The organism is Pseudorhodobacter ferrugineus DSM 5888, assembly GCF_000420745.1.
Classification (GTDB): domain Bacteria; phylum Pseudomonadota; class Alphaproteobacteria; order Rhodobacterales; family Rhodobacteraceae; genus Pseudorhodobacter; species Pseudorhodobacter ferrugineus.
On record NZ_ATVN01000002.1, the window covers coordinates 112246 to 135878 of the forward strand.

Annotated in this window: 19 protein-coding genes and 3 pseudogenes; 14 read left to right on the forward strand and 8 right to left on the reverse strand. The window is 58.8% G+C overall.

Annotated features, from left to right (window positions below; all coding sequences use genetic code 11):
- Positions 1-128: 128 nt before the first annotated feature.
- Positions 129-3581: a DNA polymerase III subunit alpha gene (dnaE, locus tag G560_RS0102290; RefSeq protein ID WP_022702699.1), complete on the forward strand. Its 3453-nt coding sequence runs from the start codon at positions 129-131 to the stop codon at positions 3579-3581.
- Here the strand turns inward: dnaE and G560_RS18285 are convergent.
- The 3 genes from G560_RS18285 to G560_RS0102305 form a co-directional block, all read right to left on the reverse strand.
- Positions 3578-4657: an AbrB family transcriptional regulator gene (locus G560_RS18285; protein ID WP_155947109.1), complete on the reverse strand. Its 1080-nt coding sequence runs from the start codon at positions 4655-4657 to the stop codon at positions 3578-3580. The two genes, dnaE and G560_RS18285, sit on opposite strands and share 4 nt — an antisense overlap.
- 68 nt (positions 4658-4725) lie before the next feature.
- Entirely contained in the window at positions 4726-5124 is a 399-nt protein-coding gene (locus G560_RS0102300; RefSeq protein ID WP_155947111.1) for a hypothetical protein, read from the reverse strand.
- A gap of 41 nt (positions 5125-5165) precedes the next feature.
- Positions 5166-5363: a SlyX family protein gene (locus G560_RS0102305; protein WP_022702702.1), complete on the reverse strand. Its 198-nt coding sequence runs from the start codon at positions 5361-5363 to the stop codon at positions 5166-5168.
- Between the two features lie 74 nt (positions 5364-5437).
- Between G560_RS0102305 and G560_RS18290 the strand changes: the two genes are divergently transcribed.
- Genes G560_RS18290 through hisG form a run of 3 tightly spaced genes read left to right on the forward strand, consistent with a single transcriptional unit; the run spans position 5438 to position 8920 of the window.
- Positions 5438-7126 carry a histidine--tRNA ligase gene (locus G560_RS18290; RefSeq protein WP_022702703.1) on the forward strand — a complete coding sequence of 563 codons (1689 nt, stop codon included), beginning with the start codon at positions 5438-5440 and terminating at the stop codon, positions 7124-7126.
- A complete protein-coding gene (locus tag G560_RS0102315) occupies positions 7122-8219 on the forward strand; it encodes an ATP phosphoribosyltransferase regulatory subunit (protein WP_028913625.1) in 1098 nt (365 codons plus the stop codon). The genes G560_RS18290 and G560_RS0102315 overlap by 5 nt, the downstream gene beginning before the upstream one ends.
- Positions 8216-8920: an ATP phosphoribosyltransferase gene (gene hisG / locus G560_RS0102320; protein ID WP_022702705.1), complete on the forward strand. Its 705-nt coding sequence runs from the start codon at positions 8216-8218 to the stop codon at positions 8918-8920. Before G560_RS0102315 ends, hisG begins: the two co-directional genes overlap by 4 nt.
- Positions 8921-9046: 126 nt before the next feature.
- On the opposite strand, the gene G560_RS0102325 is transcribed toward hisG, so the two are convergent.
- Complete coding sequence (locus tag G560_RS0102325; RefSeq protein WP_028913626.1) at positions 9047-9478, reverse strand: DUF1489 family protein; 432 nt, start codon at positions 9476-9478, stop codon at positions 9047-9049.
- A gap of 175 nt (positions 9479-9653) precedes the next feature.
- Between G560_RS0102325 and G560_RS0102330 the strand changes: the two genes are divergently transcribed.
- Complete coding sequence (locus G560_RS0102330; protein WP_022702707.1) at positions 9654-11915, forward strand: adenosylcobalamin-dependent ribonucleoside-diphosphate reductase; 2262 nt, start codon at positions 9654-9656, stop codon at positions 11913-11915.
- A 322-nt stretch (positions 11916-12237) separates the two neighbouring features.
- Here the strand turns inward: G560_RS0102330 and G560_RS21415 are convergent.
- Positions 12238-12390 (reverse strand): annotated as a pseudogene (locus tag G560_RS21415) (terminase gpA endonuclease subunit); the annotation flags it as partial.
- A 234-nt stretch (positions 12391-12624) separates the two neighbouring features.
- Here G560_RS21415 and G560_RS19855 point away from each other — a divergent pair.
- The 3 genes and pseudogenes from G560_RS19855 (at position 12625) to G560_RS18310 (ending at position 15438) form a co-directional block, all read left to right on the forward strand.
- Positions 12625-13638: pseudogene (locus G560_RS19855) on the forward strand (IS110 family RNA-guided transposase).
- A 544-nt stretch (positions 13639-14182) separates the two neighbouring features.
- A pseudogene (locus G560_RS20515) lies at positions 14183-14908 on the forward strand (hypothetical protein); the annotation flags it as partial.
- Between the two features lie 95 nt (positions 14909-15003).
- Complete coding sequence (locus G560_RS18310; protein ID WP_022702709.1) at positions 15004-15438, forward strand: IS110 family transposase; 435 nt, start codon at positions 15004-15006, stop codon at positions 15436-15438.
- 384 nt (positions 15439-15822) lie between these two features.
- Here the strand turns inward: G560_RS18310 and G560_RS0102365 are convergent, their stop codons facing one another.
- Entirely contained in the window at positions 15823-16557 is a 735-nt protein-coding gene (locus G560_RS0102365) for a pseudouridine synthase (RefSeq protein ID WP_022702712.1), read from the reverse strand.
- 188 nt (positions 16558-16745) lie between these two features.
- Here G560_RS0102365 and G560_RS0102370 point away from each other — a divergent pair, with 188 nt between their 5' ends.
- Positions 16746-17276 (forward strand): hypothetical protein, encoded by a 531-nt coding sequence (locus tag G560_RS0102370; protein WP_022702713.1) that lies wholly within the window; start codon positions 16746-16748, stop codon positions 17274-17276.
- A gap of 9 nt (positions 17277-17285) precedes the next feature.
- Here the strand turns inward: G560_RS0102370 and G560_RS0102375 are convergent, their stop codons facing one another.
- Complete coding sequence (locus tag G560_RS0102375) at positions 17286-18023, reverse strand: amino acid ABC transporter permease (protein ID WP_022702714.1); 738 nt, start codon at positions 18021-18023, stop codon at positions 17286-17288.
- A 10-nt stretch (positions 18024-18033) separates the two neighbouring features.
- On the reverse strand, positions 18034-18792 hold the full coding sequence (locus G560_RS0102380) for an amino acid ABC transporter ATP-binding protein (protein ID WP_022702715.1): 759 nt from the start codon (positions 18790-18792) through the stop codon (positions 18034-18036).
- A 123-nt stretch (positions 18793-18915) separates the two neighbouring features.
- On the opposite strand from G560_RS0102380, the gene G560_RS0102385 reads away from it, so the two are divergent.
- The 5 genes from G560_RS0102385 to G560_RS18325 all read left to right on the forward strand — a co-directional run bounded on the left by G560_RS0102385 (position 18916) and on the right by G560_RS18325 (position 23633).
- On the forward strand, positions 18916-19692 hold the full coding sequence (locus G560_RS0102385; protein WP_022702716.1) for a transporter substrate-binding domain-containing protein: 777 nt from the start codon (positions 18916-18918) through the stop codon (positions 19690-19692).
- 31 nt (positions 19693-19723) lie between these two features.
- Positions 19724-20380 carry a glutathione S-transferase family protein gene (locus tag G560_RS0102390; RefSeq protein WP_022702717.1) on the forward strand — a complete coding sequence of 219 codons (657 nt, stop codon included), beginning with the start codon at positions 19724-19726 and terminating at the stop codon, positions 20378-20380.
- Positions 20377-21027 (forward strand): glutathione S-transferase family protein, encoded by a 651-nt coding sequence (locus tag G560_RS20185; RefSeq protein WP_022702718.1) that lies wholly within the window; start codon positions 20377-20379, stop codon positions 21025-21027. The genes G560_RS0102390 and G560_RS20185 overlap by 4 nt, the downstream gene beginning before the upstream one ends.
- A gap of 180 nt (positions 21028-21207) precedes the next feature.
- Entirely contained in the window at positions 21208-22545 is a 1338-nt protein-coding gene (locus G560_RS20190; protein ID WP_022702719.1) for an ATP-binding protein, read from the forward strand.
- Between the two features lie 29 nt (positions 22546-22574).
- Positions 22575-23633, forward strand: a complete 1059-nt coding sequence (locus G560_RS18325) for an isopenicillin N synthase family dioxygenase (RefSeq protein ID WP_081647577.1) — start codon at positions 22575-22577, stop codon at positions 23631-23633.

The window sequence follows — 23633 nt, forward strand, 5'->3', positions numbered from 1 at the left end:
TGCTTTTCGTTTTGTTTGAAATTGTCTTTGCCCTTTTTGTGATACGCGCCGCGCGTACCTGCACAAAGACGCGCCATCGCAGCAACGGTGGTCTTTCCCTGCTTGTCTGGCTGGTCTAGGGTTTGGCCATGTCAGCACCCCGATTCATTCATCTTCGCACCCATACTGAATATTCCTTGTTGGAAGGTGCTGTGCCATTGCAGGCGCTTATCAAGCTGTGTGTCGAACAAAAAATGCCTGCCGTGGCCGTGACCGATAGCAATAATATGTTCGGCGCGTTGGAGTTTTCGACCTATGCGGCGGGGGCGGGGTTGCAGCCGATTGTGGGCTGTCAGGTCACGCTTGCTTATGACCCGCCGCAACCCGGGGAAAAACCGCGCATCCCTGCGCCTGTCGTGCTGCTGGCGCAGACTCAGGCGGGGTACATGAACCTGATGAAGCTGAACAGCTGCCTGTATGTGGGGGCGGGTGGGCAATTGCCGCAGGTGTCGCTGGAACAGTTGGAGGCGCATTCGCTGGGGCTTATTTGCCTGACGGGCGGGGCTGAGGGGCCGGTGGGCAAGTTGTTGCAAACCGCCCAAATGCCGAAAGCGCGCGCGTTGATGGAGCGGTTGGCGGCGGCGTTTGAAGGCCGTTTATATGTGGAATTGCAGCGCCATCCGGGGGCGGGTGGGCGGTTGACCGAGGCCGAGCAGGCGACCGAGCGCGGGTTTATCGAGATGGCCTATGCGCTGGGCCTGCCGTTGGTGGCGACCAATGATGTCTATTTCCCCAAGGCCAAGATGTATGAGGCGCATGACGCGCTGATTTGCATTGCCGAGGGCGCCTATGTTGACCAGCAACAACCGCGCAGACGCTTGACGCCCCAGCATTATTTCAAGACCGAGGCCGAGATGGCCACGCTGTTCGCCGACCTGCCGGAAGCGTTGGAAAATACGGTTGAGATTGCGCGGCGCTGTGCGTTCAAGGTGCCGAAACACGCGCCGATTTTGCCGAAATTTGCCGATGATGAGGTGAACGAACTGCGCCGTCAGGCCAATGCGGGGTTGCAGGCACGGTTGGCGGTGATCCCTCATGCTGTCAGCGTGGAGGAGTATCAGGCGCGGCTGGATTTCGAGCTGGATATCATCATCGGGATGCAGTTTCCGGGGTATTTCCTGATCGTGGCGGATTTTATCAAATGGGCCAAGGATCAGGGGATTCCGGTGGGGCCGGGGCGGGGTTCGGGGGCGGGGTCTCTGGTGGCCTATGCTTTGACGATTACCGATCTGGACCCGTTGCGGTACAGTTTGCTGTTCGAGCGGTTTTTGAACCCCGAACGGGTTTCCATGCCCGACTTTGACATCGACTTTTGCATGGATCGCCGCGAGGAGGTTATCCAATATGTCCAAGGAAAATACGGGCGCGACAAGGTGGGGCAGATCATCACCTTTGGCGCGCTTTTGTCCAAGGCTGCGATCCGCGATGTGGGTCGGGTTTTGCAGATGTCCTATATGCAGGTGGACCGCCTGTCGAAAATGATCCCTGTTGAAGGGGTCAAACCTGTGTCGATTACCAAGGCGCTGGCGGATGAGCCGCGACTGCGAGAGGCGGCCAAGGAAGAGGTGGTGGCGCGCTTGCTGGATTATGGCCAGCAGGTTGAAGGGTTGCTGCGCAACGCGTCGACCCACGCGGCGGGGGTGGTGATTGGCGACCGACCGCTGGATGAATTGGTGCCCCTGTACCAAGACCCGAAATCGGACATGCCCGCGACCCAGTTCAACATGAAATGGGTGGAGGCGGCGGGGCTGGTCAAGTTTGACTTTTTGGGTTTGAAAACCCTGACGGTTATTCAATCGGCGCTGGATTTGCTGCGCTTGCGGGGGGTGGATCTGGATATTGCCATGATCCCCTTGGATGATGCCAAGACCTATGAGCTTTATGCCGCCGCCAAGACGGTTGCGGTGTTTCAGGTGGAAAGTTCTGGGATGATGGATGCGCTGCGGCGCATGAAACCCACCTGTATTGAGGATATCGTGGCACTTGTGGCGCTGTACCGCCCCGGCCCGATGGAGAATATTCCGGTTTACTGTGAGGTTAAGAACGGGCTGCGCGAGATTGAATCTGTGCATCCGACGATTGACCATCTGTTGGCGGAAACCCAAGGGATTATCGTTTACCAAGAACAGGTTATGCAGATTGCGCAGGTTATGGGCGGGTATAGCCTTGGCGGTGCCGACCTGTTGCGCCGTGCGATGGGTAAAAAGATTGCCGCCGAAATGGCCAAGGAGCGGCCCAAGTTTATCGAGGGGGCCAAGGCGACCCATGGTGTTGACGCGAAGAAGGCAGGCGAGGTGTTCGACCTGCTGGAAAAATTCGCCAACTACGGGTTCAACAAATCCCACGCGGCGGCCTATGCGGTGGTCAGTTACCAGACGGGGTATCTGAAGGCGAATTATCCGGTTGAATTTATGGCCGGTGTGATGAACTGCGATATCCATCTGACGGATAAACTGGCGGTGTATAAGCGCGAAGTGGACAAGCTGGGGATTGCGACGATTGCGCCGTCGGTGAATGCATCCTTGGCGACGTTCACGGTGCGCGAGGGTGCGCTGGTTTATGCGCTGGGCGCGTTGAAAAACGTGGGCGTCGAGGCGATGAAGATGATCGTGGCGGGGCGGATGACCGACCAAGGCGAAAAACCCTATGCGACCTTGTTCGACCTTGCCCGCCGTGTGGATTTGAAGCGGGTGGGCAAGCGGCCGTTGGAAATGCTGGCGCGGGCGGGGGCGTTTGATTGTCTTGATCCGAACCGCGCGCGGGTGTTTGACGCGCTGGACGGGCTTGCGGCCTATTCCGCTGCGATCCATGAGGCGAAAACGTCGAACCAAGTCAGCTTGTTTGGCGACGCGGGCGAGGATGTGCCGGAACCGCGCATCGGGTCGCGTGATGACTGGTTGCCAGTGGAACGCCTGACCGAAGAGCATAAGGCGATTGGGTTCTATTTGTCGGGGCATCCGCTGGATGACTATATGGCGCCGTTGAAACGAAAAGGCGTGTCCACGCTGGCCGAAATAACCGCGCGGGCCGAAGGCGGGGCAATGGTGGCCAAAATCGCGGGGTCGGTGTCGTCGAAACAGGAGCGCAAATCGGCGCGGGGCAACCGCTTTGCCTTTGTGCAACTGTCGGACCCCACAGGCCTGTATGAGGTGACGGTATTTTCCGATACGCTGGAAGCGGCGCGCGATATGCTGGAACCTGGCATGAACGTGGTGCTGACGGTCGAGGCGACGCTGGAAGGCGAGACGCTGAAGCTGCTGGCACGCGGCGCGCAACCGATTGATTCGGTGGCGGCCGAGGCGGGCGGTGTGGGTGTGCGCATTCACATTGACCGGATCGAGGCGGCGGCGTCTGTGGCGGCCTTGCTGGCCCGTGTGGCCAAGGACGGTGGGCGCAACCGTGGGGCCGTGACGATTTGTGTGCCCGATGCCGAGACGGGGCAGGAAATTGATCTGGAATTGCCGCAGGAATACCCCGTGACGCCGCAGGTCAAAGGTGCGCTAAAGGCGATGGGTGGCGTGGTGATGGTCGAAGAGCTTTAAGGCCCCAAGACGCGCCGTGCGAAGAGTTTCGCGATGCTGATCGCCAGCACGATGCGCAAGACATGGTGCAGGGTGACAAAGACCACGCTGATTTGCAGGCTGAGGGCAATCAGGCTCATTTCCGTGATGCCACCCGGTGCAAAGGCCAGAAAAACGGCGGTGAGTGGCAGACCGATGGTCAGGTGCAACGCTTCGGCAAAGACAAAAGCGATGAACAGCGAGGCGGCGGTGGACACCAGCGCAAGCAAGCTGCCGCGCCGCAAGGTGGCCGCCGCCATGCCCGCAAACCGCGCGCCAAGGCCGGTGCCGACCACGATTTGCGTCATCGCAATGGTCCATGCGGGGGGGACGGCATCGGTCACACCCGTCAGGTGAAAAATGGCGGATGCCGCCAGTGGCCCCGTCATGATGGCGGCGGGAAAGCGCAAGGCGCGGCCTGCGAAATATCCGCCAATGGCGGCGAGCAGCAGGGCCGCTATGTCCCATGCCTCGAGCGGGTTGTCAGCCCCTGTCATGGCCACGCCCGCGCTGGACCCGACGGCATGGCCTGTCAGAAAGGCAAAGAGGACGGGCACAAAAACGATGGTCAGGATCAGGCGCAGGAATTGCAAAAGGACCAGCAGGGCGACATCGGCCCCCGCCTCTTCGCCCAATGTGACCATTTCCATCAAACCGCCCGGAACTGCGCCGAAATAGGCGGTTGCAGGCGTCATCCCGCCTTTGCGGTAGATAGCATAGCCGCTGAACTGCGCCACAGGGACAAAGACCACCAACGCCAGCAAGCTGGGCCACCAGCCCGCTGCGTCGCGGAAAATTTCGGGGGTGAAGGCCCCGCCGATGGCGACGCCGATGATGGGAATAAAGGACATCCGTAGGGGTTGGGGCAGGTGAATGGGTTGGCCCAGAACGCGCCACCCCATGATTGCCCAGAACGCCACAACGAGGAGGGAGCCGAGCAGGTAGCCCAAAGGCAACCCCAGCGCGTGCCCCGCCATGCCGCCTGCAAGCCCAAGGGCGATGGTCGCGGCCAAGGGGATAGGGAGAAGTGTGGTTTTGCCGATTTGGATGGGTTTCATGGGCCTGATCTTGTTTGTCCCAAAAGGACCACCCGCAGGGCGAAAAGACAAGCCCCAAGATGCGACGTTTACGGTTTGGGCCGCGCCCACCAGCCCAAGGCAAGGCTTGCCAAGGCTAAGGTTAATGTGATGCCACGGCTGACCATCAACTTATGTGCGGCCACGGCGATTGGGTCGCGCAGATCGCCGAATTGGGTAAGGCTGTCATATTCGCTGGCCATGGCAATAAGGCAGGCGAACAGCACCGCACCCGCCGCCAATGCCTTGAACCCGCGTGCCCATGCCCCAGCGGTGAGGGCGGTGATCAGCCAAAGAGCCACGCCGAACAGTTGCACAAGGGCAAAGCCGCCGTCTTGCCACCACCTTGCGCGCAAGATCACGGTGTCAAACACCGGCTCGCCCACCGTGGTGAATGGGGCCACGGCTGTTGCCGCGAAAAACAGGGTAAGGATGGTGGTGGCCAGCATGGCAAACCGCCAGAGCCATAAACGAAAGCGCGCCACCGGCGTCACCAATGCGGGGGGCGCTGGTCGGTCAGCACGGCACCGCCTTCATCGGGGCCGGACATGCGGTCCAGCATATGCGCCATGCGGCGGGTCAGGCGGTCAATCTCATCCGCTTGGCGCGCCACGATGTCGGACAAATCCTCGACCGTGCGGGTCAGATGCGCCACGCGTTCCTCGATTGCGTCAATCCGTTCGGTCATCTGCCACTCCTCTCCTTGCCGCGCCTGCATCCATCCGCTACACCGCGCGGGCATAAGCTGCAAAGGGTTTCCCGATGGCCAAAGACAAACAACCCCGTAAACCGCGCGCTGAAACGCCCAAGGGCTTTCGCGATTATTTCGGTGCGGATGTGATTGAGCGCCGCGATATGCTGGCGAAAATCTCTGACGTGTATGAGCGCTATGGGTTTGATCCGCTGGAAACCAGTGCAGTGGAGACGGTCGAGGCGCTGGGCAAGTTTCTGCCCGATGTGGACCGCCCGAACGAGGGCGTGTTTGGTTGGCAGGATGAGGATGGCGATTGGCTGGCGCTGCGTTACGACCTGACCGCCCCTTTGGCGCGGGTGGCAGCACAGTTTCGCAATGATCTGCCCACGCCGTACCGCCGCTATGCCTTTGGCCCCGTGTGGCGCAATGAAAAACCCGGTCCGGGGCGGTTTAGGCAGTTTTATCAATGCGATGCCGATACGGTTGGCGCGCCATCTGTGGCCGCGGACGCCGAGATTTGCGCGATGCTGTCGGATGCGCTGGAAGAGGTGGGGATTGAGCGGGGCGACTATGAGATTAAGATAAACAACCGCAAAGTGTTGAACGGCGTTCTGCAAGCTGCGGAACTGTTGACCCCTGCAGATCCCAATCTCTTTGAGGCAGAGCGTGGCATCGTACTTCGGGCAATCGATAAACTCGATAGGCTAGGAATAAACGGTGTTCGGGAGCTTTTGGGACCCGGCAGGAAAGATATTAGCGGCGACTTTACTAAGGGCGCCGGGCTCAATGAACTGCAAATTGAAAAAATAATGGGCTTCGTTGGAGCCTTCGATTTGGTCTACGACCGTCTCGGTCGTGAGGCGCTCCGCGCAAGCGATGAAGGTGATGAGGAACGGGCCAATCGCCTTCATCACGCGCGATACTCGGTTGCCGGTCCGACCAAGTCTTCTGGGGACTATTCTTACGCAAGACACATTTGGAATCGACGGATGATTGACCATTTGCGCGATTTAGTTGGCGGGACTGATGCCGGTTGGGAAGGCGTAAATGAACTTTCAGAGATATACGATATTCTTTGTGCGCAAGGTTACACCGATGCGCGCTTCTCCATCGACCCCTCAGTCGTGCGCGGCCTCGGCTATTACACTGGCCCCGTTTATGAGGCTGAACTGACCTTTGAAATCCTTGACGAAAAGGGCCGCAAGCGCCAATTCGGCTCGGTTGCGGGCGGGGGGCGCTATGATGATTTGGTCAAGCGCTTTACCGGACAAGCGGTGCCAGCCACCGGCGTTTCCATTGGCGTTGATCGGTTGCTCGCAGCCCTGCGCGCCAAAAAGCTGGAACGCGGTGAGGCGGAAACCGTGGCCGCGGGTCCTGTGGTTGTGACCGTGATGGACCGCGACCGGATGGCGGATTACATGGCGATGGTGGGCGATTTGCGCCGCGCGGGTATTCGCGCGGAAATGTATCTGGGCAACCCCAAGAATTTCGGCAACCAGTTGAAATACGCCGATAAACGCGGCAGTCCGATTGCGATTATCCAAGGCGGGGATGAGGCGGCAAAGGGCGTGGTTGACTTAAAAAACCTTGTTCTTGGCGCAGTTATTGCGAAAAGCGCAACGCTTGAAGAATGGAAGGACCGTCCCGCTCAGGAGACTGTCAAAGTCGTTGACCTTGTGGCGGCTGTCCAAAAAATGTTGCAAGAAATTGGGTCTTTGAAAAGCATCTTGAGCAATGCGAGCAAGAATGACGATTAATCGCGCGGCGATACGGGCCGAAGCCGAGGCGCTGTTTACCGCGTTCAAGGCGGCAGGGGCGCAGGCAGTAGAGGCGGATACGCTGCTGCCTGCCGAAACGCTGCTGGACCTTTACGGCGAGGATATTCGCGCGCGGGCCTATGTAACATCGGACCCGTTGCGCGGTGAAATGATGCTGCGGCCCGATTTCACTGTGCCTGTGGTGCAGGCGCATATGAACGGCGGAGCCGAGCCTGCGCGGTACTGCTATATTGGCGAGGTTTACCGCAAACAAGACCACCTTGGACCGCGCGCGAGCGAGTATTTGCAAGTGGGGTTTGAGCTGTTTGACCGCGTGGCCCCCGAGGCGGCGGATGCGGAACTGTTTGCGCTGTTTCATGGCTTGCTTGCCCCGTTGGGGTTGCGGCCTGCAACGGGCGATATCGGGATTTTGATGGCGGCGGTGAACGGGCTGACAACGACGGATCGTCGCAAGGCCGCGCTGTTGCGCCATATCTGGCGGCCCGCGCGGTTTCGCAAGCTGTTGGACCGATTTTCGGGGCGCGCGGCGGTGCCACAGGCGCGGGCGGATATGCTGGCTCGCTTGGGGTCGGACACGCCGGATGCGTTGATCGCGGCGGCGGGGCCGATGACCGGCTTGCGGTCGGAGGATGAGATTGCCGCGCGGGTGGCAGGGCTGATCGAGGATGCCGAGACGCCTGCGCTGAAGGCACCCGAGGCGGCGTTGCTGTATGATTTGCTGACGTTGCAAGCGCCGGCGCGGGCGGCGCTGTCACATCTGCGCGGAATTACCTTTATGATGCCCGCGATTGAACCTGCGGTGGACCGTTTTGCCACGCGGCTGGATGCGCTGGAACGGCACGGGATTAACCCGTCTGACCTGCCGTTTGCGGCAAGCCATGGGCGGACCTCGATGGAATATTACGATGGGTTCGTGTTCAGTTTTCACGGGGCTGGGGATGGGCCTGCGGTGGCCACAGGCGGGCGCTATGACGCGCTGACGGCGGTGCTGGGGCAAGGGCGGTCCATTCCGGCAGTGGGGGGGATCATTCGCCCCGCGCTGGTGGCGGCTGTGCGCGAGGGGTTGGTATGAGCCTGAAAATCGGGGTGCCGTCCAAGGGGCGGCTGATGGAAAAGACCTTTGACTGGTTTGGTGCGCGCGGCGTGGTAATGGCGCGGTCGGGGTCGGACCGCGAATATGCGGGCGCGGTTGAAGGTATTGCGGGCGTGGAGCTGGTGCTGCTGTCGGCGGGGGAAATTCCGCGTGAATTGGCGGCGGGGCGCATTCATTTGGGGGTCACGGGGTCGGACCTTGTGCGCGACAAGCTGGCGGATTGGGAGGCGCAGGTGGTGGAACTGGCGGGCCTTGGGTTTGGCCATGCCGACCTGATTATCGCGGTGCCTGTGGCGTGGATTGATGTGGATACGGTCGATGATTTGGACGCGGCGGCGGCGGCGTTTCGGCGTGCGCATGGGTTTCGGTTACGGATTGCGACGAAATACCATCGGCTTGTGCGCGAGTTTTTGACCGAACAGGGTGTGGCCGATTACCAATTGGTGGACAGCCAAGGGGCGACCGAGGGTACGGTGAAAAACCTGACAGCGGAAGCGATTGCCGATATTACATCATCGGGCGAGACGTTGCGGGCCAACCATTTGAAGATTTTATCTGACGGGTTGGTGCATGCCAGCCAAGCGACTTTGTTTGCGGCGCGCGGGGCGGAGTGGGATGCCGACACGCGGACGACGCTGGCGGTTTTGGCGGCGCAATTGGGTGTGGTGGCCGAGGTTTAAGGCGCCGCACAAGGGCTTCTCCCGCCATTCGTTGACGGGCCTTTGGCCCATCGCCTCAAAATTGGTAAAACCTAAAGCGCAAGCGCTGCGAAACTTCTGAAAACCATAACGCGGTCGGATTGACAGTTAACGCAGCCCTATATCTGCCAAAGCACGGGCGAGTTCGGGGGGCAGCGCCTCTTCGGCTTTGCGGCCTTTGGGCAGGTCGCGGGGGGCATCCTCGACCGTCAGATAGCGCCAGCCTTGGAACGGGCGGCGAGGGGCGGGTTCGGTGCGGTGGATTTCGGGGTTCAGCACCAATGCACAGCGCAAAATGCCATCCTCGCCGCGCCGTTCCTCAAAGTTCGTGATGTTTTGGCGCGCCAGAATGACGCCTTTGAATACCCAATAGAGCGAGCCGCCGTTCAGCACCTCGGCCTCACGTTTCGGCCACATGCGGGTGATGTGGCGCGGCAAATTGTCAGGCCACAGCTTGCGGCGCATATCTTGCCACGTGGCCAGTTCCTCGACGGTTTCGGTGCCGACGCAGAGTTTCAACAGGTTAACGGTATCTGCCACGATTCCCCCTTGGGCCACCCCATGTGTGTTAACCCGAATTTAACCTTTTGGGTGGGCGGGACAAGGGGCGGGCCACAAAAGCCTGCGTTGACCTTGGTGCCCTACCGGCCTATCTTGTGTATTCGCGCGTGAGCACCCCCAATATACACATCATTCTGCCTAAAAGGACCGCCCTATGTCCCGTTTTTCTGCCCCCATCGCCGAGGCCATTTGGGATATGAAATATCGCCTGAAAGCCCAAGACGGCACGCCCATTGACGGGTCGGTCGAGGATACATGGCGCCGTATTGCCCGCGCGCTGGCCGCGCCCGAGGCCGAGCCTGCAAAATGGGAAGAGGCGTTTTATAACGCCTTGGACGGGTTCAAATATTTGCCAGCAGGCCGGATTACGGCAGGGGCAGGGACGGACCGTTCGGTGACGCTGTTCAACTGCTTTGTCATGGGCACGGTGCCCGATGATATGGGCGGGATTTTCGAGATGCTGAAAGAGGCCGCGCTGACCATGCAGCAAGGCGGCGGCATTGGTTACGATTTCAGCACGATCCGGCCCAAAGGGGCGGAAGTGAAGGGCGTGGCGGCCGATGCTTCGGGGCCCTTGTCGTTCATGGATGTTTGGGATGCGATGTGCCGCACGATCATGTCGGCGGGGTCGCGCAGGGGGGCCATGATGGCCACCATGCGCTGCGATCACCCCGATATCGAGGCGTTTATTGCGGCGAAAAAAGACCCCGCACGGCTGCGGATGTTCAACCTTTCGGTGCTGGTGACCGACCCGTTCATGGATGCGGTCAAGGCGGATGGCGCGTGGGATTTGGTGTTTGCGGGCCGCGTGTACCAAACCGTGCAAGCCCGCGATCTGTGGAACAAGATCATGCGCAACACGTTTGATTTTGCCGAACCGGGGGTGATTTTCATTGACCGGATCAACACGGCCAACAACCTGAATTATGTGGAAACGATTGCCGCGACGAACCCGTGTGGCGAGCAACCCTTGCCGCCTTATGGGGCGTGTTTGCTGGGGTCGATCAACCTTGCCACGCTGGTCACCGACCCGTTTGAGGCAGGGGCGCGGCTGGACCCTGCGGCGTTGGACAGCCTTGTGCGCCTTGCCGTGCGGATGATGGACAATGTGGTGGATGCCAGCCGTTTCCCCTTGCCCCAACAGGCCGAAGAGGCGCGCAACAAGCGGCGGATCGGGCTGGGGGTCACGGGCCTTGCCGATGCGTTGTTGATGCTGGGCCAGCGCTATGGGTCGGCCCCAGCGGCGGCGCAAACCGAGGCGTGGATGAAGGCGATTGCGCGGGCGGCCTATTTGGCGAGCGTGGATTTGGCGCGCGAAAAGGGCGCGTTTCCGTTGTTTGATGCGGATAAGTATCTGGCATCCGGCAATATGATGGCGATGGATGATGACGTGCGCGATGCCATTCGCACGCATGGTATTCGCAACGCTTTGCTGACGTCCATCGCGCCGACCGGCACAATCAGCCTGTATGCGGGCAATGTCAGTTCGGGGATCGAGCCGGTATTTGCCTATGCCTATACCCGCAAGGTTTTGCAAAAGGATGGCAGCCGGACCGAGGAAGAAGTGGTTGATTACGCCGTGCGTTTGTGGCGCGAGCTGAAGGGCGATGCGCCTTTGCCGGATTATTTCGTCAACGCGCAAACCTTGCCACCTTTGGACCATGTGCGCATGCAGGCGGCGGCGCAAAAATGGATCGACAGCAGCATTTCCAAGACCATCAATTGCCCCGAAGACATCAGCTTTGAGGATTTCAAAGAGGTCTATATGGAGGCGTGGGATAGTGGCTGCAAAGGCTGCACCACTTACCGCCCCAATGATGTGACAGGGTCGGTTCTGTCGGTCAATTCCGCGTCGGATTCGGCCCCCGAGGTCGATGACGGCGCCGAAGTGGTCTATTTGACGGAACCCTTGGACCGCCCCGCATCGCTGGAAGGCGCGACCTATAAGGTGAAATGGCCGGGGTCGGAACATGCGCTGTATATCACCATCAATGACATCATAATCTCAAACCATCGCCGCCCGTTCGAGGTGTTTATCAACTCCAAGAATATGGAGCATTTCGCCTGGACCGTGGCCCTGACCCGCATGATTTCGGCGGTGTTCCGGCGTGGGGGCGATGTTTCGTTCGTGGTGGAGGAGCTGAAAGCCGTGTTTGATCCGCGTGGCGGGGCATGGGTTGAAGGGCGTTACATCCCGTCGATTTTGGCGGCGATCGGTGGGGTTATTGAACGGCATTTGGTCGCGATCGGGTTCATCGCAGGCGAAGGTATGGGGTTGAAATCCGACCCGCAGGCCGAAATTGTGTCAATGGGCGCGTTACGGGGCAAATCCTGTTCATCTTGCGGCAGCTATGAATTGCGGATGGTCGAAGGTTGCATGACCTGTGCGGATTGTGGATTCTCGAAATGCGGGTGACGGGTAGGTGGCTTACTGTCAGACACTGTAAATAACTGCCATTAACCCCACTTTTCTGCCATTGGGGCACATAAAAACTGCCATCGCCCGCCGTCCTGGCGGGCGTTTTATTTTATAATCATAGGCTTAATTGATTATCGCAGACGCGATCGCCAGATGCCCGAACGAGCGGCTAGCGCGACCCGCTCCCATTGACTGGGACGCCCAACCCCGGCAGGTACACGACAGACCCGGGTCTTTTCACACCAACCTCATCACCTGCACCAAAAGCGCGGTGACTTGACGCCGCCTTGTGCGACGCCGGAACGAAAGGCTCACCCATGTCCCAGCAGGCTGGATCGTCGGGGCCGCCAGCAATCAAGATATGATCGACAAGCCAAGACTCCAAGCCACGGCCCTAGGCCCAGATATTGACCTAGATCTGATCCATTTGCACAACGACGCCAGCGGTCAGGAACAACCCAGCCATCGGGATGTGACACCTAGGGGCTGTTGACGTTAACCTTGTCTGAATGATTGTTGCCGCGATTGGAATGAAGGCTTTGAAGCTCTGGTCTGTTTTGCAGGAACGCATCGCTCTCCCTCTGTTTTCCTTCAGTTTGCCGAAGTAATTTTCGATAAGGAGTGAACTGATGCGGTGGATGCCCCCACCCAACGGCATCAATTGTGCCAAGATGGTTTTGTTGTAACCACCAAGAGGGAGGCATCCATGTCGGAGATTAGCATATTGGCGATCGATCTTGCCAAGAACAGTTTTCAGGTTTGCGGCGTCAAGGCCGATGGCGTCGCCGTTTTCAACAGATCAGTGTCGAGAACGCGGCTGATCCAGCTTTTGTCGGATCAGAAGGCCTGTATTGTGGCGATGGAAGCGTGTGCCACGTCGCATTACTGGGGGCGGATGGCACAGGCACATGGCCATGAAGTGCGTATTATCCCCGCGATTTATGTCAAACCCTTCGTGAAACGGCAGAAGAACGATTTTGCCGACGCAGCGGCAATTGCGGAGGCCGCGTCCCGCCCCAGCATGAGTTTCGTGGCGGTGAAGAGTGCCGAGAAGCAAGGGCGAGCCGTGGCATTCAGGACGCATCAAAGCTTTGTGCGGTAACGCACGCAGCTGATCAATGCGCTCAGGGGCCATCTGGCCGAGTTCGGTTTGGTCGCGCCAAAAGGTCCTGCTTATTTGAAGGTTCTGCAATCAGCCTTGAATGGGCCGCAGGTTGATTTGCCCACAGTCGTGCGCGAGATGGGGCAGCTTTATCTGCGGCAAATAGATCAACTGACAGAGATTATCACGCGTCTGGCCGATGAACTGGAAGCCGCGACAAAAACCGATTGCGAGTTGCGGCGCCTTTGCACCGTGCCGGGCATCGGTCCAGTAACCGCTGGTGCCATCGCGGCGTTCGCCCCAAACCTTGAGACCTTCGACAGTGGCCGGAACTTTGCTGCATGGTTGGGTTTGGTGCCGCGACAACACTCGACCGGCGGTAAGACCCGCCTTGGCGCTGTCAGTAAAATGGGTCAATGTGACATCCGTAAGCTGCTAATCGTCGGGGCCATGAGCGTGATCCGCTGGGTTGTGCGTAGAGGCGGCAGCACTAGCCGGTGGCTGGCCAATATCGTCGCGCGCAAGCCTCGAATGGTTGCCGCAGTTGCTTTGGCCAACAAGATGGCCCGGATGGTTTGGGCCATGACGACGAAAGGCGAGGACTATAGAATAGCGTAACCCCGAGTCGCGAGGCGCGGGGTTACGCTGTAGGCCGCAAGGCCTGGGCAAGGTGATCGACAGACGGAGTAAGCGACACGGACTTCAAAGTTCAAGACAGGAAAACCCAGGCCCGGGGCTCGAGCGTTACAGCTCTCTGAACCGATGTGGGTCCAGTCTTCCGAACAGCATACTGGCCCGTGGCGTCATAAAGGCCACAATTTTGAGGCCTGACACACGACCGATTGAAGCCCAGCAGAAATGTCGAAAAATCAACTTGCAAAACAGGGGGCATCCACACACGCCCCGGGTTTACCGGAGACGTTCAAGCTGATTAAGGATGAGGGCTATGGAAAAGAGTAAGACATCAAACCGCTATTCACCTGAAATGCGGGCGCGTGCCGTTCGCATGGTGCTGGAGCATCAAGGCTCCTAAGAAACGCGATCTGCGGCGGCCGCTGCGATTGGCCCCGCTGCCCTGCAGCGTATGTTTACATGCGCGGAGGGGACGATTGGCTGCATCCTTGAGGTATTAAGGGTCTGGGTTCGGCAGGCCGAAAAGGACACCTACGTCTCAACATGGCAGGGCTTCGTTTACGTTGCCTCTCGCCATTGGGCTCGAACCAATGGCGCCTTCAATGGCTCGATGATCGACACCTTCGCCAACCGCATTGTCGCCTGCGTGATTTGCACGCAAATTCCTTCCGTGTAACAGCATGGAGGGCGTCGCGGTCTGCAAAGACCGACTTCGTTCTCCCCTCTCATCGCTGCAAGCAGCGATGAGAGGGCAATGGATGCACTTGAACAGGCACTTTACGCCCGCCGTCCGTCTCATCAGGGCGGGTTGATCCACCACAGCGACAGGGGAAGCCAATGCGTCTCGATCCGATATGCCGAGCGTTTGGGAAAAGTGGGCATTGACCCATCCGTTGGCAGCGTCGGCGACGCCTATGATCGAGCCAGTGGACGCCATTGGTTCAAGACCACTGGCGAGGGCTTTGGCCGAGACCATCAACGGCCTTTACAAAACCGAGGTCATCCGGCGGCGCAGTTCATGGAAAACAATGGAGCAGGTCGCCTTGTAATCCCTCAAATGGCCTTACGGCCCCACTCGGCAGATTTGGCTAGGCCAAATCCACCTGCCGGGCAACGGATACAAGCATCGCCCACCGGTTAACAGGTCGACTGGTTCAACAACCGCCGCCTGCTTGAGCCTGTCGGAAACATCCCACCGGCCGAAGCAGAGGAGGCCTTCTTTGCAAACCTGAACACACTCGATATGGTCGCGTAACACGAACTAATTGGTCTCCGGTAAACGCGGCGCAGTTCATTCCTCTGCTCAAAGCCCCGTTCCGCAAGCGCCTGAAGCAGGTTGAGCGCGATCTCGTGCAAGTCGCTGCGGCCGTTCTGAGCGTAATTGCACAGGATGAAGGCCTGTCAGAAAGCACGAAAATCCTCAGCAGCATTCGTGGGGTTGCTACAGTGACTGCCTGCGCGATGCTGACAGAGATGCCCGAACTCGGGACGATTTCAGGCAAGCAGGCGGCATCTCTGGCTGGCTGGGTTCCTATGTCTCGCCAATCTGGAACTTGGCAGGGACGCGAGCACATTCGCGGTGGTCGCGCAGTAATGCGACGATCCTTATATTTTCCGGCAGTGGTCGCAACACGCTTCAACCCCGATATGAAGGTGAAATATGATCAGTTCGTTGCATCAGGAACGTGCAAGAAACTGGCGATAACTGCAATCATGCGCAAGCTTCTCGTTATGGCAAATTCACTCCTGCGAGATCGCAGAAAATGGGTCGATATGCGTCCCTGATCGATACGGATACTCATGGTTTGCCTGCAAACCACTGCCGGGCAGCGGTGCTCTGGACTGTTGCCGATCCAGATCGAGCACGCCTACGAGATGGGCACAGCGGAATTGCTCTTGAACCAGCATCATGTTGGCAGCCAACGCGCAGGCCACGGACCGAAGCATGCACTTGGGGTGATCTCAGAAGAGGGCAGCAGAGATAGCAGAACGGCACAGAAAAAACTGTGATCAAATGCACAATCAGGCGGTCGGCTGCCTATGCCAAAAAGCGCTTGACTGGGACGACCCCGTTACCGAAGTCCTGACGCTAGTAACAATCGATAGCAAAGACTGCAGCTGGCGACACGCAGCCAAGATCGGGCGCAGGCCCGGCCAGAACCGGACGCGCTACTGAAAGATCAAGGCAATTTCGTCGTCGTTCAGCAGTTTCCACTGACCGGGGGCCAGGTCATCTGGTAACGAAAGCCCTCCCAAACTTTCACGGTGCAGGTCCTCGACATGGTTGCCCGTGGCCGCAAACATCCGGCGCACTTGGTGGTAACGGCCTTCGGTCACCGACAGCAGGGCTTCGGTGTCTGATACGACTTGCAATGTGGCAGGGGCCAGCGGTTTTTCTTCACCCTCCAGCATCATATCGCCCGTGGCAAACAGCGCGGCCTCGTTGCCCGTCAGGGGGCGGGCCAGTTTGGCGCGGTAGGTCTTTGTGACATGGCGCTTGGGGCTGATGACGCGGTGCAAAAGGTCGCCATCATCGGTCAGCAGCAAAAGCCCCGAGGTCTGCTTGTCCAAACGCCCGATGGTCGAAATTGCAGGCGTGCGCGACCGCCAGCGCAAGGGCAAAATATCATAAACCAGCGCGCCGACCTCTTTGTGCGAACAGGTCATGCCCAAGGGTTTGTTCAGCAAAATGTACAGGCCTGCGATCGGGTCCAGCGGTTCCCCCTCGATGGTCATGCGGGTCGGCAAATCTGGCGTCACAGGGATACGCTTGGTGGCATCCATCAGCCTGTTCCCATCCAGCCGGATCCTGCCCGATTTGCCCAGCCGTGCCACCTCATTACGTGACCCATAGCCCATTGAGGACAAAAGCTTGTCCACGCGAGAGGTTGGAATTTTTGCCATAGCGTCTGTCCTCATCTGGCCCGAGGGGTGCTGTATGGCACGGCGCGCGCCTTGGCGATACCGCTGTTGTGCCCTTGACGGCTGACGCCACCACCCAAAACGTGGTGGTAACACCTTGATTGCGCGGTCGTTATGGTCTTTTCTGGGGGCCAGAAATCGCGACAGCCTGTGAAAGGGTGGGATGCCCCTTGACGCTGGCCGCAATAGGCCTGCCTGATGCCGCGACCAACCCAGCCGCAGCTTTGCCGCAACAGCCCCAAGAGGACCTCATGTTCAAAAACTGGCAGCAAGAAAAAGCAACATCGGCTTTGATCGACGCCGCACAGGCGATGGCGGACAAGTTGGAAACCTCGAAGCCGCATTTCACCGAAAGCCATGCGGCCTTTGCGCAGGTTTGGGCAGCGACGTATCTTTTGAAAGATCAGGATCTTTACACCCTAAGCCTTTGGAAATCGGACGTTTTGAAGAAATTCATTCGCGCCGCCGAAACCAAAATCGAAGCCCTGCGCAAAAAACGGGACTATGATAGCAGCGATGGGCTGGCCGTCTGGCTTCATACTGCCCGTGCCATTACCGAACCCCGCATTGCTCCGCCCGTGCGCCATATCTGGCAAATGCTGATGGATATCGGGCCAAATGCCGATGCGATGGCGGATGATCTGCTGCAAGATGCGGGCCTGCCCGCACGCACGGCCCGCCGCATCCCGCAAGGGTTTTGACGGCTGCCGTTACCCCCGCTCGTCCGTTTTCATACGCCGTTCCAGCCAGCGCACCCCAGCCGACACGATCAGGATCAGCACCAGATATTCCAGCACCAAAACTGTGTAAATTTCCAACGGGCGGTATTCGGATACGACCAGTTCATTCGCCTTGCGCGTCAATTCCTGCATGCCGATCACCGACACCAGAGACGACATTTTCAGCATATAAACCAATTGGTTGCCCAACGCGGGCAGAATGCGCCGGATCGCTTGGGGCAAGATCACATAGCGCATCGTATCGCGGTAGCCCAAGCTGACGGAATAGGCCGCCTCATACTGCCCGCGCGAAATGCTTTGAATGCCCGCGCGGAAAATTTCCGCCTGAAAGGCACTGTCTGACAGCGCGAGCGCCAGCACACCCGCCCAAAACACGCCAATCGTGATGCCTGTCACCGGCGGCAACCCGTAGTAAACCCACAAGATCAGCACCAAAATCGGCACCGACCGCACCACCTCGACATAAGATCGGCTTAACCCTCGCAACCATTTGTTCGGCGACAGGCCGGGCAAGGCCACGAGCAACCCCACCACAATCGAAATGGCAATCGCCGTGGCCGAAAGCTGCACGGTATACACCAACCCCGACAGCATGAATTTCAGGTTTATCCACCCCTGCGGCGTTGCGGGGTTGACCACATACCAGCCCCAATTGCCCGAACAGCCCGACAATAACAAAAGCGACGACAGCAATGTGAAAATGCGCATGACCGCCCCCTTAGTGGTTCAGAATTTTTTGCAGGAAATCCTGCGCCCGCGCAGATTTAGGCGCGGTGAAAAACGTCTCGGGCGGGGCCACCTCGACAATCTCGCCGAAATCCATGAACACCATGCGGTCGGCCACACGGCGCGCGAAACCCATTTCATGCGTGACCACCAGCATGGTCATCCCCGTTTCCGCCAGTTCCGCCATCACGTCCAGCACCTCGGAAATCATCTCGGGGTCAAGGGCGCTGGTGGGTTCGTCAAACAGCATAATCTCGGGTTCCATGCACAAAGACCGCGCAATTGCCACCCGCTGCTGCTGGCCACCCGACAGTTGGCGCGGGTATTTATCGGCTTGTTCGGGAATGCGCACGCGCGCCAGATAGCGCAGCGCAATCTCGCGCGCCGCAGTGGCAGACATGCCCCGCCCGCGCATCGGCCCCAGCATCAGGTTTTCGATCACGGTCAAATGCGGAAACAGGTTGAACTGCTGAAACACCATCCCGACCCGCCCGCGAACCGCCGCAAGGCTGGCGCGGTCCACACCAACCCGCAGCCCGTTCACAATAATGTCACCACTGCCATAGGCCTCCAGCCCGTTTATGCAGCGGATCAGCGTGGACTTGCCCGAACCCGACGGCCCGCAAATCACGATCCGTTCGCCCTTGGCCACGTCCAAATTGATGTTTTTCAGCACTTGAAACGCATCGTAATGCTTGGAAACCTGTGCAAACTGAATAAAGGGGCCTTGTGCGCCCGCGGTTTGGTTCATGTTTTGCCCTTTGTTCTGCGCCAACCTTGACACGTGTCAAAAGGCCCTACCTAACCTTGCATCCCCCGCTGGCAACAGCAAGGATCAGCTTTTACACCGATAAGACCCCCAGGAGAGACGAAAATGACCTTTATGAAATCTATGATGCTGGCCGTTACGCTAGCCACCGCCCCGATCGCTGCATCCGCGCAGTCTATTTTGAACGATGTCCTCTCCTCTGGCGTGTTGAAGGTTGGCACCACGGGCGATTGGAACCCGATGTCGATGAAGGATGTCGCGACCAACACCTATACCGGCTATGATATTGACGTAATGACGGCGCTTGCCACCGATCTGGGTGTGACCGTCGAGTTTGTGCCAACCGATTGGAAAACCCTTGTGGCCGGTGTGACCGCAGGCACCTATCACATCACAGGCTCTGCCTCGATCAGTCCGGCGCGCGCCAAGGCGGCAGGTTATTCCAACAGCTATTTCAGCCTTGCGACCGTGCCATTGATCAACAAAAAAGACGCGGAATTGTTCAAGGATTGGGCCGATCTGGACAAGCCCGAGGTGACAGTCGCCGCAACCCTTGGGACCACGCAGGAAAAGCAAGTCAAGGAATTCTTCCCCAATGCGAAATACAGCATTGTCGAAGCGCCTGCGCGTGATTTCCAAGAGGTGCTGTCTGGCCGCGCCACAGCGCACATCACCTCGAATGTCGAGGCGAACAAGCTGGTCGCGCAATACCTCGAGCTGATGATCGTGCCCGTATCGGCCCCCCGCGCCAAAACACCCGTGGCGATGCTGATGCCACAAGGCGATCAGGTTTGGATCAACTACGTCAACACATGGATCACGCTGAAGCAAGAAGCCGGCCTGTTTGACGAGCTGGCCGTGAAATGGCAGCTTTCCAACTGACCTGACTACGGCCTAAATTGAGGGGCGCCCTGTGCGCCCCCTTTTTCATATCCGGACCCCTGACATGCTAACCCTGTATGCCATTCCCGTCAGCCTCTACTGCGCCAAGCTGCGCATCACCTTGCGCGCCAAGGGTTTGCAATGGCAGGAAATTCCGCCGCCGGGGGGCTATGGGTCGGCAGATTACAAAACCGTGGTGCCTTCAGGCAACCTGCCCGCCCTGCGCGATGGCGACTTGCTGTTGGCCGATAGCGAGGCAATCGCGGAGTACCTGAACGACATTCACCCAAACCCGCCGATGCTGCCCGCCACGCCTGCCGCCCGCGCCCGTATGCGCGAACGCGGGCGGTTTCATGATACGCGGTTGGAACCTGCCGTGCGCGCATTGTTCGGGTCGATCTCGTCGCCTGATCCCGCGCTCAGCGCTGCCCAATCGGCCAAGATCACCGCGCATTTGGCGCAACTGGCACAGATGGGCCTTGATGATTTGCCCTTTGGTCTTGGCGATTGCGGTTTTGCCATTACCTTCGCATGGATTGAGGCGCTGACGTCGGTGCTGGGGCTAGCAATCGACTGGCCCCACGCGGTGCAGGGCTACCGCCGCCGCATCAACGCCGAACCCGCTGTGGCCGCCGAACTTGGCGCGTACCGTCCCATTCTGGCCGCGTGGTTACAGGCGGCCAGATGATCCTGTTTTCCGTCCCCCACAGCCTTTACTGCGCCAAAACCCGTATCCTGTTGCGGGCCAAAGGCCTTGACTGGCACGAACAACCGCCAAGCGCGGACCGCGACCTCTTTGCCAAAGCGTCCCCTTTTGGCAATTTGCCCGCCATCCTCGACGGGGACTTTGCCCTAAGCGACAGCGAGGCGATTGCCGAGTACCTGAACGAGGCCTATCCCACACCGCCGATGCTGCCCGACGCGCCCGCCGCCCGCGCCCGTATGCGCGAACGCGGCCGTTTTCACGATACACGGCTGGAACCTGCCGTGCGCGCGCTGTTTCCCTTGGTTGCCGCCCCTAATCCAAACGCCGCCGCACAGGCCGCCACCGCCATCACACAGCGCTTGGCGCAACTGGCGATCTTGCTAAGCCACCCTTTGCCGTTCGGCCTCGGTGATTGCGGCTATGCGCCCACGTTTTTGTGGATTGATCTTTTGACCAAAGACATGGGCCTGTCGCTAGATTGGCCCCCCGCCGTGCGCGATTATCGCGCCGGTTTGGACAGCTTGCCCTGTGTTGCTGCCGAACTGTCGGCCTATCACCCACATGCCACGGCATGGATGGCCGAGAAACAAACTTTGCGATCCGCCGATGCCCAACCCGCCCGCAAATAAGCGAAAAACCGCACATTGCCCGCCCGTGAACCCCGCGTGGGGCCATATAACTTGCGGTTGCGGGCGTCGATAGTTCTATACCAAAGGGCGATTTTGGGTTAGCCTTGTATTAATGTATCGGTAATGTGGGTATTAAGGTTGATTGAATTAGATCATGGAAGCCGTCAAAGGCAATCCGCGTTGAATGAAGCGGCGATTTTGCGCACGCTCAATGCGTTTGCCGTTGATGTGATTACCATTCCCAGCGTCGACGATTTGTTCTGGTATGTCGCCCAAAACGTCGTGGGGCCGCTGGGCTTTGTCGATTGCGTGATTTATCAGGCTAACGAGGCCGGCACAAATCTGGCCCAAGTGGCCGCTTTGGGGGAAAAAAACCCCTATGACCGCAGCATCCTGAACCCGCTTCATATTCCCTTTGGTCAAGGCATCACCGGCCAAGTCGCGCAAAGCGGCAAGCCGATGATCGTGGATGACCTTTTGCAGCAGAGAAACTATATCCCCGACATGCAGCCCGCACGTTCAGAAATTTGCGTGCCTTTGCTGATAAAGGGGCGGGTTGTTGGCGTGATTGACAGCGAACACCCCGACAGCGGTGCCTTTGGGCAGGCCGAATTGGATATTTTGACCACCGTCGCCGCCATGACCAGCGCCAAGTTGGAACTGCTGGCCGAGGCGGAACGCTCGCATCAGCGTTACCTTGATCTCGCCACCTCTCATGTGCAGCTCAGTCAGGAAACCGCAAACCGCAGGGCGCTCGAATCCAAACTGTTCGCGGCCCGCAAGCTTGAGGCGATTGGCCGGCTAACAGGCCGTTTTGCACATGATTTCAACAATCTGCTGACTGTCATTTCCGGCAACCTTGAATTTTTGGCGGCAGATGTGACCAGTGCGGATGGCCAAGCCAGCCTTGCCGATGCGCAAACGGCGGCGGGGCGGGGGGCCAAACTTATCCGCGATATGCTGGCCTTTTCCCAACGCACCCGTCTGGCCCCCGAACTGGCCGATTTGAACGAGATTGCGGCGAATGTCATGACCCACGCAGCTCCAACTTTGCCTGCGAGTATCACGCTGACAAAATCGCTATCTGACAGTCTGGCGCTTGTTGCCGTCGATATCCGTGAAACAGTCAATGCCCTGCGCAACCTGATATCGAATGCGCGCGACGCGATGTCGGGGGGAGGCATTTTGCATATTTGGACCGAAATGGTGACCCATAGCTGGCACGAAAATGCCAGCCTTGTCACCCCGCTGGCCCCCGGCGCTTATGTGTGCATAAGCGTCCAAGACAGCGGCACCGGTATTCCCGAAGACAGCCTGCCGCAACTTTTTGATCCGTTTTATACCACCAAACCCGTGGGGCAGGGCGCGGGGCTTGGTTTGTCAATGATCTTGGGCTTTATGCAGCAATCGCGGGGCAGTGTTTCGGTGACATCCAAGCTGCACGAAGGCAGCCGTTTCAGGCTTTACTTCCCAATCGCGCAGATCGAGAAAAACGATTTGTTAACCATAGATCGTTAACCAAAGGTTCAGATCAACTGGAGGGGATCATGGCTAGCTTTTCAAACACACACACCACTGACGCACCGCGCCTGCCACTTATCAGCATTGCGGATTTATCATCGGGCGATCCTTTGAAAATAAGTGCCGTAGCCGATGCGATAGGGCTGGCGGCCCGTGAATACGGATTTTTCCGAATCTGCGATCACGGCATCGACCTTGACCTGATCGAGGCGGTTTATCACACCGCCAAAGGCTTTTTCGCGCTGTCCGATGCACAAAAGCGGCGCTATTACATCGGCGCCAGCCCCAACCATCGTGGCTATGTCCCTTTCACCGAAAAAGGCGATTACCCCGATGAGGTGCACCGCAGCTATGAGGCCTTTGATCTTGGCCTCGATTTGCCGCGCAACGACCCCGATTTTCTGGCGGGCAACCGTGTTTTGGGCCCGAATGTCTGGCCCGATTTCCCGGGCTTCAAAAGCACCGTGTCGCAATACTATGGCCATGTCTCGGCGCTGGGGCGCTTGATTTGTGGCGCGCTGGAATTGCACCTTGGCCTGCCCAAGGGGGCCATGACCAACCATATGACCAAACCCATCTCGCAGCTGCGCCTTTTGCACTATGTCCGCCAAGCCCACACATCCGACCACCGCTCGGTCAACATGGGCGCGCATACCGATTATGAATGCCTGACCCTGCTGCACACCCGCAATCAGGGGCTTCAGGTGATGACCGCACGGGATGAATGGATCGACGTGCCTGTCGACCCCACAGCCCTTGTCTGCAACATCGGCGACATGCTCGAGGCGTGGAGCAATGGCCTGTTGCGATCCACCCCGCACCGCGTGGTCAACGCCAGCCCCGAACGGTTCTCGTTGCCCTATTTCGTGGCGGCCAATCATGACACGCTGATCGAACCGTTCCCACAGCTGGTCACCCCCGACCGTCCGGCCCAGTACGAGCCGTTCTTGGCGGGCGCGCATCTGGAGCGTATGCTGATGCGTGATTTCCCCTATTTCCGCCATCAGGCACGCCAGCACCCCGCGATTATTCCATCCGTAACCCGTAACCCTTTCGAGGGTCGATTAACCCAAAGTGTGCCCTAA

Bases quoted from the DNA above. Each gene is read 5' to 3' on its own strand.
- dnaE (WP_022702699.1), top strand. From the start codon at position 129: ATGTCAGCACCCCGATTCATTCATCTTCGCACCCATACTGAATATTCC.
- G560_RS18285 (WP_155947109.1), bottom strand. From the start codon at position 4,657: ATGAAACCCATCCAAATCGGCAAAACCACACTTCTCCCTATCCCCTTG.
- G560_RS0102300 (WP_155947111.1), bottom strand. From the start codon at position 5,124: ATGCTGGCCACCACCATCCTTACCCTGTTTTTCGCGGCAACAGCCGTG.
- G560_RS0102305 (WP_022702702.1), bottom strand. From the start codon at position 5,363: ATGACCGAACGGATTGACGCAATCGAGGAACGCGTGGCGCATCTGACC.
- G560_RS18290 (WP_022702703.1), top strand. From the start codon at position 5,438: ATGGCCAAAGACAAACAACCCCGTAAACCGCGCGCTGAAACGCCCAAG.
- hisG (WP_022702705.1), top strand. From the start codon at position 8,216: ATGAGCCTGAAAATCGGGGTGCCGTCCAAGGGGCGGCTGATGGAAAAG.
- G560_RS0102330 (WP_022702707.1), top strand. From the start codon at position 9,654: ATGTCCCGTTTTTCTGCCCCCATCGCCGAGGCCATTTGGGATATGAAA.
- G560_RS0102365 (WP_022702712.1), bottom strand. From the start codon at position 16,557: ATGGCAAAAATTCCAACCTCTCGCGTGGACAAGCTTTTGTCCTCAATG.
- G560_RS0102375 (WP_022702714.1), bottom strand. From the start codon at position 18,023: ATGCGCATTTTCACATTGCTGTCGTCGCTTTTGTTATTGTCGGGCTGT.
- G560_RS0102380 (WP_022702715.1), bottom strand. From the start codon at position 18,792: ATGAACCAAACCGCGGGCGCACAAGGCCCCTTTATTCAGTTTGCACAG.
- G560_RS0102385 (WP_022702716.1), top strand. From the start codon at position 18,916: ATGACCTTTATGAAATCTATGATGCTGGCCGTTACGCTAGCCACCGCC.
- G560_RS20185 (WP_022702718.1), top strand. From the start codon at position 20,377: ATGATCCTGTTTTCCGTCCCCCACAGCCTTTACTGCGCCAAAACCCGT.
- G560_RS18325 (WP_081647577.1), top strand. From the start codon at position 22,575: ATGGCTAGCTTTTCAAACACACACACCACTGACGCACCGCGCCTGCCA.